The sequence below is a fragment of the Candidatus Francisella endociliophora genome, assembly GCF_000764555.1.
Classification (GTDB): Bacteria; Pseudomonadota; Gammaproteobacteria; order Francisellales; family Francisellaceae; genus Francisella; species Francisella endociliophora.
This window is the reverse complement of record NZ_CP009574.1, coordinates 346,244-361,524: the sequence shown is the minus strand read 5'-3', so window position 1 is coordinate 361,524 and position 15,281 is coordinate 346,244. Positions and strand designations below refer to the sequence as shown.

Below are 15,281 nucleotides of genomic sequence, written 5' to 3'. Positions count from 1 at the left end.
TTGCTATTATAACAAATATTGAAATTATTGTTAGGATCTTAAAAGATGAGTTCTCAAAAATATAGTATTTGGCTTGTTCCTGCTAAAGAATTTCTTATACCGCTATCAAAATGTGTAGATTATAATTCTTTTATTTCTCAGCAACCGTCCTTTACTCCTCATATGACTTTGTTTACTTCAGAGCAGGAGATCTTTGCTGATTTTGATACTTTTGTAGCTAAATTAGGTTGTGAAAGTATTTCATTAAAAATAGAAAGCCTTGTTAAAAATTTAGATTCTTATTATATGAATTACTATTTGAAGTTATTGAAAACTAAAGAGTTAGATAAACTTTTTAACAAAGTTAAAGAAATTGATTTAGGTAGTGATTATCAGCTGAATCCGCATATTAGTTTAGCTTATGGCGCTAATAATCATGATGGTTTTTTAACATATAATTTCTCAAAAGAAATTGTATTTGATGAGATAGCTATAATGAAATATTCATCAGTAGGGTCTACAAATGCTGTTTTAGATTTTAAAATATTGAAATCTTATAATTTACAAACAAGGAAGCTTATAAAATATTAAAAACCATGTATTTAATAGTTTTACTTTAGCATTAGATGTTTTATTATTTTGAGACGATCTAATACTAATTAGTAACAATTATGTTTTTTAAAAATTTAACAGCTTTTAAAATTACTGAGATTAATATTGATATCTTCGAAGATTCTATAAATAAGCTTGTTTTTATACCTTGTAGTAATTCTCAAAAATCCTCTCGAGGTTTTGTTAATCCTTTTATAAAGGATCAAAACTGTCTTTTTAAGTTTAATCATTTAGCAGCATTTTGCTTATTAACTGAAGAAAAAATTCTGCCAGCTCAGGTAATAAATCAACAAACACAAGAATATATAGAAGAGCTTGAACTAACGAGATATGTGAGTAAAAAAGAAAAAACTCAAATCAAAGAAGATATGGAGCAAAGGCTTCTTCCACAAGCTTTTAGTAAGTTTAAGAAAATATATGGATATCTGGATTTAACAAATAATTATTTAGTTATTGATAGTATATCTGACAAGCAAATTACAGAGGTTCTTGATTTATTACAAAGGTGTGAAGCTAGATTTGAACCAGTAATTGAGGAAGAGACAGATATACTAACAGAGTGGTTGGTTGATAGTGCATATCCAGTAGATGTAGAGATTGCTGAGAAATGTAAACTTACTAGCGCCATTGGAGATAGTATTGCAAATATATCATGTCAGGGTAGTTCGATGCTAAATGATAATATCAAATCATTTATTGATAGCGGAGGATATATTACAGAGCTGGCAATAACTTGGAAAGAGCAGCTAGCAATGACAGCAAATACTAAGCTACAGTTTAAATCTATAAAATTTTTAGAAGGTATAAAAGATCTAAATAAAGAAGAAAATGTTGGGCATGAGGTTGATTTACTTCTTATGGCAGATATGTTCGCTGAGCTGATAACTACTATGCAGGATTGGGTAAAAATCAAAGAAGACTTATAAAACTTATTCTTTTGTAACAACCCTACACCAACTTCTAGTTGTTTTCATTATAGGTCTAGTTTCTATTATTACACTCTGGCTATTATCATGATAGTAATAACAAGAGTCTTTATTAAGATCAAAAAACCTTGATTCTCCTGTGATGTCTATCATAGTTTTATCACCATAATTATTTGTTAAGTAAGGGGCTATATTAAATAATCTATATTTATCTATAGAAATTCTAAAATACTTATGAATAATTTCTTCTGAAGGGGATATATACTTATTTAAAAATAAAGAGGTTATTAAGGTTGTGGAGTCATATACTTTCTCTGCTTTAGTCTTTGGGAAGAAAGTTGTGCTATTAGCAATCGACTGAGATGTACCTAGTATAGGTAGTATGAGCATGAAAGTAATTATTGAAAATTTTATATTTATCCTCATTTGTTACTAACCTTATCTATACTAATAGATTTAATTATATAATAATAAAACAATAAATATTAATAATACTTAGAATAAAGCTATCAACTTTGTCAAAAAATTAACTATTGATATTTAGCTTATCTGTAGTAATGTTGATCTGTTTACTATCTTGAATAGTTACTTTAGCACTTTGTGAGTCTATATCTGTTATATCTACTTTTCTATTTTGAGCTGATATATCTAAAGTTTCTTTACAACTTATATTTTGGCTTACAGATTCTTGGTGAATTGTCTTGGATTTGATTGTCATTCCATCAATCAACCATTTGCCAACCTTTGATAAAGCTGAAAGTGTATGTGATATAAGATTTATTTTACGAGTTTTTAACTCTATTTTCTGGGGGGATATGTTTAAATAACTCTCATCTAAGCCAGCCTTTACTAGTCCCTTTAAATGATATTGTTTTGGTTCTAGGCTATAGCTTTTAATAATAGATGTTATATAGATGTCATCTTTATATGATACTGTTGAGACGATATCACCTTGTTGAGGAATCATGATACATGAGAGTGCTAGTTCAGCATCAAGTTTATTATTTTTTATGTCTTTGAGTATGATTTTCTCACTAGAAACAAAATCAACTTCGTAGATATTATTTTGGTGAACGCTTTGTGTCTTAAAGGTCGTATGCTGGTCAGAAAAATTTTGCTTCTGCGTTGTTTTCATTGAGTTAGTTTAAACTGTCACAAATTTGATTAAGTTAATTTTATGCCTCACTAACGTAAAAGTAAATAAACATACCAGATGATTTTTAAAAAATTATTCTTATTTTTTATTTTTTTGCTAGAAATGTAAAATTAATTTGTCTACAATCACAGTTAGTACTTAAATATATTTTTAAAAAAGTACTAACTAAATATGTAAATATATAAATTAACATTAGGAGATATTAGTATGCCAGTTTTAATAAAAATCGACTCTGATAAATTTGGTACGATTACACAAAAAACAGGATCAAAAGAAGTTGCAGGCCGTAACAGCAATACTACGGCACCTTTATCTGAAGATTATTGTTTAACTTTTGATTGGGGTTATGAATTTAAACAGCCTCATAATGATAGCTTTGGTGCTGCTGATCATTCTCAAGCATCTCTAGAGTCTGAAGTATTTGTTAAGGTTCCTATGTATCACAGTATCTCAGCTTTACTATTAAACGTTATGGCTGGTAAAGATAATATTAAAGAGCTAAGTGTATATGAAGTAGACAGAGCTCCTACAGGTGGTCAAAATAAAGTAAATATGCATGCTTCATTTAAAGATGGTATTGTTACTGATCTTGTTCTTGAGCAAGGAGATCAAAGAGACGCTAAAGAAAAAGGTCGTGGACAACTTGTGATTAGAATGAAATTCCAAACAATTGATATTGATGATAAAGTAATCAATGTTAGTGGTCACTTAGACACAACAAACGCTAGTTAATCTTAATCATTTTAAAATATTCTTTTTGAGTTATTATAGCTATGTAATATTTTGTTATTATTTAGTTGTATAATAGCTCAATTAGTGTTTTTATATGGTTAGATTTTAATACAAAATTATTAGGAATTTTATAATATAGTTATGGCCAAGTCTTTGAAAATAACATCAAATGTTAAAACTCATGTCGGCAATAAAAGATCTGTTAATCAGGATGCATTTTTAGCTCAACCTGAAATGGGAGTTTGGATAGTTGCTGATGGCATGGGAGGGCATCATAATGGTGAATATGCTAGCGGTCTTTTAACTCAAAAAATATCTATACCAGATAATGTAACTGGTTTTAATCAAACAGTAGACTTTATTAAGTCCTTAATAAGATCAAAAAATACAGAGCTTTTTTATTATGCTAAAAAACTAGGGGAGTCCGTAAAATGTGGGACTACATTGGTTGCTTTAGTAATTAGGGGTAATAAGATTGCTATACTTTGGGTTGGTGATAGTCGAGTCTATCGATTTGATCCTGCAGTTAATGCTCTAAGTCAGATTACAGTTGATCATACAGTCTTTAATTCTTTACAACAAAAAGGCCTTGTTGATGATTTTCACCCTATGGCAGAACAATATAAGGGTGCTTTAGCGCGAGTCGTTGGAGGAGAGGAAGATGTCGTTGTAGATGAAATTAGACTAGTATTGAAAGAGAGTGAAAGATTTTTGCTTTGTACTGATGGTATAAATAAAGAGCTTAGTGATGATGAGTTATCCAGTATTTTATCTAAAAATGAAGCTCCAGGTGTTACTTGCGACACTATGATTGCAGAGTCACTAAAAAAAACTGGAAAAGACAATATGACTGCGTGTGTAGTTGATATAATGTTTATTTAGAAATGTATTAAAATTGTAGGGTTGAGTAATATGTTAACTTTCAGGGTTGGTAACTCCCAAGATATTGTAGCTGAGTATGGGAATGTAGAAATCCAAAAAACTTTTTCAGAATTAGGTGGTTATATTGGTAGATCTAAAAATTGTCAATGGCCGTTGAGTGATCATACACGTAAGATCTCTGGAAAACACATACATTTAGAATCTCAGTATGGAGAGTTTTTTATTACAGATATTAGTACTAATGGTACTAAATTAAATGGTTTAAGGCTTGAGCGAAATTTTCCAACAAAAATCAAACAAGGAGATGTACTTGAGCTAGGTTTGTACAAACTCGTTGTAGCAAATATTTCAAAAAATAGTGAGCATTCAGATATTAAGCATATTATTAATAATCAAGAATCACAGAATTCTAATGATAACTTAGCTTTTTTAGAGGAAACTAATCTAGCAGATAATAATCATTTACCTTTTGAAGAGAGTCATGACCATAGCGCACATCAGACAAGAGATGCGTTTGAGCATTTAAGAGTGAATTCTGATTTTGTGATGGATGAATTACCTCAACCTCAAGCTATAGAGCATTCAGCAGGTGCTGAAGAGCAGTTTTTAAATTCAGCTTCTAATGAAGAAGCTTCTTTAGAGGATTTGGCACATATTGTTAATATAAGTGATGCGGAGCAAGAGTTTGACTTTTCTGCGATACAGCAACCTGAAAAGCAACAAGCCCCCGTGTATGAAAAGCCACAAGCACCTCAGCCGCATAGTTATAAAAAAGAAGATTATTCAGCTGAGCAGCAACCATCTTATCATACTGATTTTGAGAGAGCTAAACAAAATACTAATTCTCAAAAGCATGTTCCTCAAGGAACAATACACAATAATGAGTCAATAAATAATAACCTAAGACATGTTGAGCAAGTTGAGCAAAACAGAGCTGAAAATAGTAGATCAGCTGAATCAGATGTTTTTTTAAACATGTTATGTCAAAAAATTGGACTTTCATACAATGTGATTTCACAAGTTGATAAGAATAAAATTTACTCTGATGTCATTGATATATTATCTTATTCTATCGATGGTGTGATTCGTTTGATGATGGAAAGAAATAGTGCTAAAAATAAGTTAGACAGTGATTTAACAATGTTTACGTCTCAGGTAAAAAATCCATTTAAAATGAGTATGTCAGCAAAACAAGCACTAGAGACTATTTTCTTTGATACAAATGGTCAGATAATGCCTCCTAGACAAGCTGTTGGGGAGTCTATTAGTGAAATTACTTCACACTTTAAAAAAGTTGATAATTCAACTCGTGAAGTTGTCGAACTAGTTGTTGATGCTTTTGATCCTGAGAAGATAGAAAGAGAAGTTTCTGAAGCTGGTAGAGTTATTCCAGGGACATTGGCTACTAAATGTTGGACAAAGCATAAAGCTAAATATACACAAATGTTAGGTACAACACAGAAGCAAAAGCAGAAAAATATAAAAGAATATATCTCAGAAAAATATAATCAGAGTAACTAATATAAGTGGGTGAAAAATGATGAATAAGAAATTACATATTTTGATGATGGTTGTATTATCTTTATTATTAGGTTCATGCTCTACTGTTTATGTAGATATGAATGCTAGTAAGGATATAAATCCAAACTTACAAGGAAACCCATCATCGTTAATGATTTATGTTTTCCAGCTTAAGGATAAACTAGCATTTGATTCGGCTAATTTTTCTAAAATAAATAGTGAAGATGGTTTGAAAGGATCTGTTATTTCTAGAGAAACATATATAATTCAGCCAGGCGAAGAAAAAGAAATATATTTCTATACAGATGATGATGCTAAGTATATAGGTGTAGCAGCAGGGTATAGAAACATTAATTTAGATTGGAAACAAGTAGTTCCTGTTACTAAGCATTACTTCTCTAAAACTTATAAATTGAAGCTTACAAATTATGGAATTAAGTTAAAAGAATAATGAAATAAACTAGGATAGTTTGAGTATGAAAAGAGTAGCATGGTTTTCAGGGTTGTCGGTCTCTCAGCACCACTTTCAAGTACAAGATTCTTTTAATGAGTCAGCACAGCTCCAGCTAGTTAGGAATGCTAAGTATTTTTATGGAGTGAAAAATATAGAAATTGATGAGGCTAAACTAGAACAAGGTATAGTTTCTTTTTCAAAGTGTGAAGCTGTTATGCCTGATGGAACACTAATCAATATTCCTAGTGTTGATGCTGATGAGCTATCATTGCAGGTTGATGAATCAGCCTCTGGGAAGACTATATATATAGCAATTGCTCCATTACCTAGCAATGCTAAGTTGGCAGCAGATAGCAAGTTAGATGCTACTACTGAAAGGTATTATACTTATAAGCAGTCAGTTAGTGATGCAATGGTAGGACTTGAACAGTCATTGGAAATTGCTACTTTAAAATTAAATATGTATCTAATTACAGATACCGCAAACTATCAAGACTTCATTATATTACCAGTTGCTAAAATTAATTCAGTAAGTTCTAATAAAACAGTATTGTTAGATAAAGATTTTATTCCGCCTTTATTAAATGTTTTTGCAAACGCTAAGCTAAAAAAGAGTTTGAAAAATATTTTTATGTTAGCTCAACAAAGAAGAAAACAGCTGACTCAAAGGCTATCAAATATCGATGATTATGGGACAGCAGGGATTATGGAAGCTTTATTTATGCAACTATTAAATAGATACATTCCATCGATACAACATATCCATGATAGTGAAAGAGTGCATCCAGAAGAGTTATTCAGAGTGCTACTAACATTCTCATCTGAGTTAAGAACTTTTACTCACCAAGAAAAAGGATATAATCAATATCCTAAATATAAACATGATGATTTGACAACTAGCTTTACAGCACTATCTGAAGATCTTAAAGAAGCATTTGCTTATGTCTTTGAGGAAAGATCAATAAGAGTTCCTCTTGATTATATTGATAAATATGCACTATACACTGCAAATATAGAAAGTGTAGATATGGCAAATATTGCTGAATGGGGCTTTGTAATTGCATGCAAGACAGAGATACCAAAAGAACAATTATCTCTTGCGCTACCTAAGATGATAAAGGTTGCATCAAAAGCACAGATAACAAATGTTGTATCTAAGCAGTTACCAGGTATCAAAGTTTCAGCGATGTCTTCTTCTCCAAAGCAAATACCATTTATGTCTGACTATGTTTATTTTGAGTTGGATAAGAAATCAGAGTTTTGGAAATCTATTTATGATTCAAAAATTATATCAATTTATTTAACTAGAAAATTCGCACAAATTGATATTCAATTATGGGCAATTAAGAGGTAAGTATTATTATGTACGATAACAATGATGACGATAAAACGATATTTATGCCACTAGCTGAAAACGATGAAGTTACTCAGCAAAGTTTTGGTGAAATTAGAGAGCAAGATGCTAGAGAATTAACTAGTGAAAATTTATTTCAAAAAATATCTAAGCTTGAATATATGTTTGGGCCAAATAATCTGATGAAATATGCTAGTGAAATTTTTGCAGTGCATTATCAAGTAGTTAATAAATCGATTGATTTTAGTGTTGATAAGTTAAAAATGACTCTTTCAGATGGATTAACTAAATTTACCATTAGATGTCAGCAAGATGGTGTTGGTGAAAATCTTCTGAAAAGTGCTAAGTATATTTTATGTGCCTTTATAGATGAGGCGATTTTATCTACAGAGTATGGACAAAATATCCATTGGTCTCAACAGTCTATGTTAAGTACAAATTTTAATGAATCTTGGGGTGGTGAAACCTTTTTTAAAATTAGGTTGTATTGTCTAGATAATATATCAGAATATCTTGAACTTTTTGAACTAATTTATATATGTATATGTCTTGGTTTTAAAGGGCAGTTTTCTAATAAATCTAATGGCAAACTTATGCTTGATAGACTTAAGAGAGAGTCGTATGATGCTATTTGTCAATATAGAGAATTACACGATGATGCTTCAGTTGCTAAGCATTGGCAAACAGACTATGAGCCAAAAGCTCCTATTAAATATAAACATACTTTTTCTATATTTTTTGGAGTTATATTTGCTATCTTAACAGTTGTATATATTGGACTGTCTTTTTTCATAAATCAGGCAGAATCCCCAGTTATCAAGGATATTGATAATACAAAACAACAACTTATAACGTCATATGAAAGTTCTCCTTCCACATCTTCAGATGAAAGTGTAATAAATCAAAAATGATGATAAGTTAGGAGCTGAAAATGTCTAATTTCTTTAAAAAGATTTTGCTTATGTTAAACAAAGCTGTCAAAAGTCGATGGTTTCTTATAGCAGTTATCTTTTGTGTAATTTTACTATTAATCTGGGTAGTTATTCCAGGAATATCTATTTTTGGTTTATCTATTTTAAAGTCTAGTACAGCTAAAATTTTAACAACTTTCTTTGTTCTAATTGCTGTTCTAGGAGTATGGCTATATAAGAAAAACTTGTTAAGTTTTTCTAAAGTTGTAGCTTTTTTTGTAGAAAGAAATGAGAAGAAATCTAAAAAACTTAATCTAACGGATGTAAAGGTAAGAGCGGAGTTAAAAAGTTTAGTTTCTTTATTAAAGAAAAGAAAAAAAATAAATAAAAAAGATACACCTATCTATGCCATTTTAGGAGAGAATAAAGAAAGTTTAGAAGCTGTTTTAAGACATTCCTCTAAAAAAAGTAATGCAACAAATGACTCAATATCAGTTGATAAGTTTACTAGTGATGCATTAGCTTGGAATATATCTAGTGATAAGGCTCTGATTTCTCTTTTTGATGTAAAGAATTTTTACGGTCTATTTCGTTGTTTATATGGAATAAATAATCATTATCCTATAAATGGAATTGTTTATAATATTAGTTTAGATAAAATTTTTGAATCAAAATCTTCAATTAGTAACTATCAAAAAGAGATTCAATCTGAAATTTTTGAGTTGAGAAACTATTTAGACAAAATTGCTAAAAAATATAATATTGAAATTCCAATATATATAACATTTAGTGGTATAGAGATTATCTCAGGGTTTGATGAGTATATGTCTGTAGCATCAAATAAAGTTAAATATAATCCCTTAGGAATTACTTTATCTGCTGGTAAACCTGCAAATTTTATGAAAATTAAGGAAAAGTTCCAACAATTTTTTGCAGCCCTGAATGATAATATAATTGTGAAATGTGATAGTACACTAAATGCTGAAAAAGTATTGAAAATAATTACTTTTACTAAGCAAGTTATTTTATCATTAGAAAGTATTGAACCAAGCTTAGATCGCCTATTTGATAATAAAATACAAAAGACAACTGTAGTAAGAGGTTTATATTTCATAAGCTATAAAAACTCTGACTCATGCTTTGATTTAATGAGAATGCAGAAGTTCGATAAAAGTGTCAGCTTTACAGATCAAAGAATTTATTTCCTCGATAACTTATTCAAAGATGTTATTTTGATGGAAGCTTATAATTTTGGTGAAAATAAAAACTATATTAAAAAACTAAAGTATAAAGATTATAGTAGATCTGGAATAGCTGTTGTTGCGGGCTTTGTATTATCGGTTTTGTGGATTAAAAGTTCATTATCATATATTGATTTCTTTAATAAAGTTGATTCTAAGTATAATAAAATTTTACATTCAAATGTTAGCTCTAATAATGCTGCTATTAGTTTTGCAAACTTAATTAATCAGCATAGTAATCTTTCCTTAAATGGTTTGTATTATAACGAATCTCTAGTTGATGACTTATCAGGGATTTATAGAAATATAATACAGATTAATTTTATACCTCAATTAGAAAAAGATATTGCTAATAAGCTGCAGCAAGCTATTGATAATTTACCAAAGGAGAAGGTTCCTACTTCAATGCAAGTCGAGAATTTACATACTTGGCTTGCTGTATATTTAATGTTAGTTGATGAAAAACACTTCGATGAAACGATGTTTGTTAGAAGTATTAAATCAATATGGTCAGAACAAAAAATATCAGCAATTGAGTTTGGTAATAGAGAAGAGCTTTTAGAAGCTACTGTTATATCGGGGATTCCTAAGAATATTAAACTAAATAAAGCCTTAGTATTTAAAGCTAGAGAGATATTAAGATCAGATTCAACGTATGTATTAGCATATCAGATGCTAAAAGATCAAGCATTACAGGATACTGATGACCAATACACTCTGCTTGGTGAAGCAAGTGATGTTAATACTAACTATGTTTTTGACAATAATGTTGTTAAAGTACCAAATTTTTATACTAAAAAAGGATATTATAGTATATACCTAAAAAATCAGGTTGATTTTCTTAAAAAAGCAGCTCAAAGCATGTGGGTTTTATCAGGAGATCAAGGAGGGTTAAGTAATTTAACTTTAGTAAATCTAAAGGCTAATATGGATATTCTGTATTGGAATGATTATTTGAATACTTGGAATGATGCATTAGATAAAATAAATATACAAAATACTAATAGTATTAAAGATTTGATAAGAGTACTTAACAGTTTAACTATAAGTGATAATTCTATTGTAACTGTATTAAAAAGAATTGTGACAAATACAGACTTTATTAGTATGTCAGATGTTACCAGTAAAGTGGGGCTAAATAGTGGCAATAGGAATATTGTAACCTCAAAATACAATGAAGTTATTAAACTACTATCCGAGTATAAAAAATCAAATATCAATAAAGGCGATGAAAACGATTCTAAAGCATCCGGAACGATTCCTGAAATGTCTGATGATATTGGTAAGATAAGAAATTCTCTTGTGAGTATATCTTTATCTAGCCAACCTAATCGCGATGCCTTCACATTAGTTCAAAATAAAAAAGAAGCGGGTATATTCAAAGATTTATCTAACCTTTGGGAAGTGGCTAACAACTCACCAGAACCACTTAAAAAATGGGCATCACAAATAGTTAATGTAACAACCAGAGTCTTAAATAGTATGGCTATTAAAGAGATAAATGCTCGTTGGGAGAAAGAACCTTTAGATTATTTCAATAACTATTTAAAAGATAGGTATCCATTGAAACTTAATGCCTATAAACAAAGCTCAGCTAAATCATTTATAGAGTTTTTCAAGAAAGATGGTGTGATGCAGAAGTTTATAAAAGAAAACTTGGCATCATTAATTGAAAAAAGTTCAAATTCAAGAGGGTATGTTTGGAAGAAATATTATGGTGAGCCTTTTGCTTATGATGAAGATTTCTTAGCAATGATTAATTCTTTGAATACTATAGAAGAGATGTTTTTCTCTGAAGAAGGTATAGGGTTTAAAATATTTTTAGTCCCAGATTATTTAAATAAGAATTTATCTGTATTATCAATAGACTTTAACAATAAATCTTATAGCTATGCAAATGGACCTCAAGAAGATTTTATAATAGAGTGGCCTGCTAAAAATATTAATAAGTCTCCTGTGACAATTAGTTATACATCAAAAGATGGAGATACTAATATGATTAATTTTGATGGCGAATGGGGACTCTTTAAATTCCTTGAAAAGGGTAATATAAAATATAGTGAAGAGAAAGGTGTTAACAGGTTTAGAATTTATAATGATAAAGATATCTTGGCTGAGTATACACTTAAGACGAATAGCTTAGATGATAAGTTTAGCTTTGATGTATTTAAAAATTTAAATGTTATGGATCGAATTAAGAGTTCGAAAGAGGTGAATAAATGAAACAAAATTTAGTCTCAAAAACTGTTATAAGCCATGTTAGTGCTTTGGTAATTATATGGGTTATATTGCCTTTCTTCCAGTTTTCTAGTTATGATTTGTTTGCTAGTGAAATTGTTAAAATATTTTTATCACTTTTATACTTTATTGTTTTTTATCTAATAAAAGCTCATAAAGATTATAAAATAAGCTTTTATAATGCAGATCAAGAGCATGGAGGATATTTATCAAAATTTGCTGAATCAATAAAAGAGCTTGTCTATTCTCAAACAAAAGATTCAAAATTTTTTAGTGGAAGAGGACTTTATAAATCTCCATGGTTCTTGACTCTAGGGTTACCAAATAGTGGTAAAACAACAATTATAAAAAATAGTAATTTACATTTTGATTTTAAGCATAGTCAAACAAGTGCAAATGTAAACAAACCAACACTTGATTGGTATAGCTCTAAAGATGCAACATTTATTGATATGAATGCAAAGTTGGCTAGTGCAGATCGTGTTGAGGAAAATACTTTATTTGATGATGTTTTAGAGATTATTAAGAGAGCTCGTAGACTAAAACCATTAGATGGTTTAATTATTAGCGTAAATGCAGAGCATTTGATAACTGATAATATTCAAGAGTTAGAGAGAGATTTTAATAAATATAAAGTCCTTTTGAAGAAAATATATAATAGTGGTATTAGAGATATTCCAATATATGTTTTTATATCAAACATGGACAAGATTCCTGGCTTTACTCAATACTTTGATTCAAAAACATTTGATGTCACAAATAGTATACTAGGAGTTACATTACCTTCTTCTGGTGTTCATGAGCCTATAGAGTGGTTAGATGAGCAACTAAACGAAATTGTAAATAATATTAATGCAAATATTTTTTCTTCTATTAGAAAGAAAAACTCAAATATTGATAGTCATCAGGCTTTTTATTTTGCTAGGTATTTTTCTTATCTAAATGAAAAAATAAACACATTCTTAAGTGATGTGGTGTATGAAAATAGTTATACAAAAGATATTTATTTAAGAGGAGTATACTTTACTTCGGTTTGTTTAAATAAGGTTCATCATTTTGATAAGAGTACTTCAGATGTTTATTTTTTAAAAAATATTATGAAGGATGTAGTTGTTAGGGAAGCAAGTAAAACAACTATATTTGATAATATTATTCATTTCTTATCTAAGCATAAAAACTACGTATATACTGTTACAGGAATTGGTGCTGTTGGTCTAGTATTTTCTTGGATAACAGGGTATACACAGGCATCTTATTATTTAGCTCAGGTAAAACATACTAACAATACATTACAACCTATTATAGGAGCTCCGCTATATAGTTCTTCCTACTGGCAAAGAATACAAAAATTAGAGTATCTTGCTAAGCTAAGAGATAAAGAATTTGGAAGCTGGCATCATTTTGGCTTTGGTTTTCCTGTAACAACAGATCAAAATCTAGATAAAATTTATGAGTTAGAGCTTCAGAGTGTCTTTAAACCTTATGTACTAAATGAAATTAAAAATAATATGTTGTCTCTTATTGATCGTATTAACAGTCTAGGAAGTGATGAGACTGTAGATAAGGCACAAAAGATGAAGCAGTTATACAACTGGCTAATGGTTTATGTAATGTTTAATAAGACACAACATTTAGATGCCGAATTTATACAAGATACAGTTGATAGTTATTGGGAAAATATATATAAGGCTGATGATGATAGATTAGCTGCATATGAGACTTATTTAAATGATCTTTTATTGTTGCCTACTGATAAGTTACATAGCGAGTTAGATAACTCTATAATTGAAAAAGCTAGAGCTGTGCTAGGTGGAGATATTTATATTTATAGAGCCTATGAACAGTTTAAGCAAAAAAATATGGAGCAAAAGGCTAACTATAGACCAACTATATTAGGATCACTAAAATATGTAAATCTATTTGATAAGCCCGTTAGTATTAATTATATCTATACTATTGATGGTTGGGAGAATTATTCAAAAGAAGCTTTGGTAAAAGAGCTTGAGTTAGCAGAAAAAGACCAATGGGCATTTGCTTCTGCATCTAATCAAACAGATGCTGATATAGGTAAAGCAAAACAGAAAATATTTAACCTATATTGGAGTGATTATGCAAATATTTGGTCGCAAGCATTAAAAGATATTAGATTTAAACATATAACGTTTGAAGAAAAATATAATGCAAGTAAAACTAATGATAGTTACTTAAAAGTTTTCAATGAAATATTCTCTCAGCTGAAGACTAATTTAACAACAGATGTGGTTTCATCTACAGCTGATACTGATAGAAAAATGGTAGCATCAATAACAGGCTTTGTTAATAACGATTATCGTGTTAATCAACTTAATGATAAGATAAAACAGCTTGAAAAATTAGTTACTATTATGAGTAATAATACTCAAACAAGTCAGCAGCAAGCATTTGTCGTATCAAAGTTGATAGCTACTAATAAGCAAGGATCTTTTGTAGGATTAACAGATATGGTTAAAGACTTACCTAGTGCTATGACCTCTCTTATTAATAGTTATCTAAGTAGCTTTACGTATAGTATGTTTAATGCTGGCGCTAGCTACGATATAGCATTGTGGAATAAAGATCTATCAGAATCTTGTGCTAGTAAGTTTGCTTCAAATTATCCTTTCTCAAATTCTAAAGATGAAATTGGCTTAGATGTTTATAAAGAAACTATGTCTAAGACAAGTACCTTAATGGACTATATGAATAATAATATTTATCCATTTATGAATAGAGAAAAAACTGGAGAATTAACATTTAAAGAAATATATGGTGTTAAATTCCCTCTGGATAAGAGTTTATTTAAACAAGTAAATATCTTATCTCAGCTAGATGCGCTTACTAAAAATAATAATAGTGAAGCAAGTGATAAGTTAAATATGGTTGTTGGATTAACTCCTGTACTTTTATCAAGTGATTTATCAGGTGTTGATATTATCTATAATGGTAAAAAATATGGGTACTACAATGGTCCGCAGTACCAGCAAGATTTATACTGGCCAGCGAGCAAATCTCAAAATCAAGGTACTGTCCAAGTTATATGGCATTATAAGAATCATGATGATGATACTAAGTATGTATATACTGGGCCATGGGGATTAATTAAACTACTATCTCAGTTTGAATATAATCCGGAAGATAAATCCTACACAATAAGATTTGGTAAAACTAGCTTTGCTAAGTATAAGATTACTACGAAAGGTAAGGGTAGTATAAATAGCTTAGGAAGTTTAGAAAATCTACAGTGTAAATTCTAAGAG

The 15,281-nt window shown here is 29.7% G+C and carries 12 protein-coding genes; 10 read left to right on the top strand and 2 right to left on the bottom strand.

Annotated elements, in window-relative coordinates; genetic code table 11:
• The first annotated feature begins 45 nt into the window (after positions 1-45).
• Entirely contained in the window at positions 46-570 is a 525-nt protein-coding gene (locus tag QI37_RS01675; RefSeq protein WP_040007970.1) for a hypothetical protein, read from the top strand.
• 80 nt (positions 571-650) lie between these two features.
• A complete protein-coding gene (gene rdgC / locus QI37_RS01670; protein WP_040007968.1) occupies positions 651-1,517 on the top strand; it encodes a recombination-associated protein RdgC in 867 nt (288 codons plus the stop codon).
• A 3-nt stretch (positions 1,518-1,520) separates the two neighbouring features.
• On the opposite strand, the gene QI37_RS01665 is transcribed toward rdgC, so the two are convergent.
• Positions 1,521-1,943, bottom strand: a complete 423-nt coding sequence (locus tag QI37_RS01665) for a hypothetical protein (RefSeq protein WP_144242689.1) — start codon at positions 1,941-1,943, stop codon at positions 1,521-1,523.
• Between the two features lie 100 nt (positions 1,944-2,043).
• Entirely contained in the window at positions 2,044-2,652 is a 609-nt protein-coding gene (locus QI37_RS01660) for a DUF3540 domain-containing protein (protein ID WP_040007965.1), read from the bottom strand.
• Positions 2,653-2,880: 228 nt separating this feature from the next.
• Here QI37_RS01660 and QI37_RS01655 point away from each other — a divergent pair, with 228 nt between their 5' ends.
• From QI37_RS01655 to QI37_RS01620, 8 genes are all read left to right on the top strand, one after another.
• Positions 2,881-3,405, top strand: coding sequence for a hypothetical protein (locus QI37_RS01655; protein ID WP_040007964.1), 525 nt, complete (start codon positions 2,881-2,883; stop codon positions 3,403-3,405).
• Between the two features lie 141 nt (positions 3,406-3,546).
• Entirely contained in the window at positions 3,547-4,287 is a 741-nt protein-coding gene (locus tag QI37_RS01650; protein WP_040007961.1) for a PP2C family protein-serine/threonine phosphatase, read from the top strand.
• 30 nt (positions 4,288-4,317) lie between these two features.
• Positions 4,318-5,808 (top strand): type VI secretion system-associated FHA domain protein TagH, encoded by a 1,491-nt coding sequence (gene tagH / locus QI37_RS01645; RefSeq protein ID WP_040007960.1) that lies wholly within the window; start codon positions 4,318-4,320, stop codon positions 5,806-5,808.
• Between the two features lie 16 nt (positions 5,809-5,824).
• Positions 5,825-6,259, top strand: coding sequence for a type VI secretion system lipoprotein TssJ (gene tssJ, locus QI37_RS01640; protein ID WP_040007957.1), 435 nt, complete (start codon positions 5,825-5,827; stop codon positions 6,257-6,259).
• Positions 6,260-6,284: 25 nt separating this feature from the next.
• A complete protein-coding gene (tssK, locus tag QI37_RS01635) occupies positions 6,285-7,616 on the top strand; it encodes a type VI secretion system baseplate subunit TssK (protein ID WP_040007956.1) in 1,332 nt (443 codons plus the stop codon).
• Between the two features lie 8 nt (positions 7,617-7,624).
• Complete coding sequence (icmH, locus tag QI37_RS01630) at positions 7,625-8,527, top strand: type IVB secretion system protein IcmH/DotU (RefSeq protein ID WP_040007953.1); 903 nt, start codon at positions 7,625-7,627, stop codon at positions 8,525-8,527.
• Between the two features lie 20 nt (positions 8,528-8,547).
• Positions 8,548-11,991 (top strand): ImcF-related family protein, encoded by a 3,444-nt coding sequence (locus QI37_RS01625; RefSeq protein WP_040007951.1) that lies wholly within the window; start codon positions 8,548-8,550, stop codon positions 11,989-11,991.
• The gene (locus QI37_RS01620) at positions 11,988-15,278 is read left to right on the top strand and encodes a type VI secretion protein IcmF/TssM N-terminal domain-containing protein (protein ID WP_040007949.1); all 3,291 of its coding nucleotides are present in this window, start codon (positions 11,988-11,990) and stop codon (positions 15,276-15,278) included. The genes QI37_RS01625 and QI37_RS01620 overlap by 4 nt, the downstream gene beginning before the upstream one ends.
• Positions 15,279-15,281 lie beyond the last annotated feature (3 nt).

What these genes read in the sequence shown, in the direction of transcription:
- QI37_RS01625 (WP_040007951.1), top strand. Translation starts at nt 8,548, where the DNA reads ATGTCTAATTTCTTTAAAAAGATTTTGCTTATGTTAAACAAAGCTGTC.
- QI37_RS01650 (WP_040007961.1), top strand. Translation starts at nt 3,547, where the DNA reads ATGGCCAAGTCTTTGAAAATAACATCAAATGTTAAAACTCATGTCGGC.
- icmH (WP_040007953.1), top strand. Translation starts at nt 7,625, where the DNA reads ATGTACGATAACAATGATGACGATAAAACGATATTTATGCCACTAGCT.
- QI37_RS01675 (WP_040007970.1), top strand. Translation starts at nt 46, where the DNA reads ATGAGTTCTCAAAAATATAGTATTTGGCTTGTTCCTGCTAAAGAATTT.
- QI37_RS01660 (WP_040007965.1), bottom strand. Translation starts at nt 2,652, where the DNA reads ATGAAAACAACGCAGAAGCAAAATTTTTCTGACCAGCATACGACCTTT.
- tssK (WP_040007956.1), top strand. Translation starts at nt 6,285, where the DNA reads ATGAAAAGAGTAGCATGGTTTTCAGGGTTGTCGGTCTCTCAGCACCAC.
- rdgC (WP_040007968.1), top strand. Translation starts at nt 651, where the DNA reads ATGTTTTTTAAAAATTTAACAGCTTTTAAAATTACTGAGATTAATATT.
- tssJ (WP_040007957.1), top strand. Translation starts at nt 5,825, where the DNA reads ATGATGAATAAGAAATTACATATTTTGATGATGGTTGTATTATCTTTA.
- QI37_RS01620 (WP_040007949.1), top strand. Translation starts at nt 11,988, where the DNA reads ATGAAACAAAATTTAGTCTCAAAAACTGTTATAAGCCATGTTAGTGCT.
- QI37_RS01665 (WP_144242689.1), bottom strand. Translation starts at nt 1,943, where the DNA reads ATGAGGATAAATATAAAATTTTCAATAATTACTTTCATGCTCATACTA.
- QI37_RS01655 (WP_040007964.1), top strand. Translation starts at nt 2,881, where the DNA reads ATGCCAGTTTTAATAAAAATCGACTCTGATAAATTTGGTACGATTACA.
- tagH (WP_040007960.1), top strand. Translation starts at nt 4,318, where the DNA reads ATGTTAACTTTCAGGGTTGGTAACTCCCAAGATATTGTAGCTGAGTAT.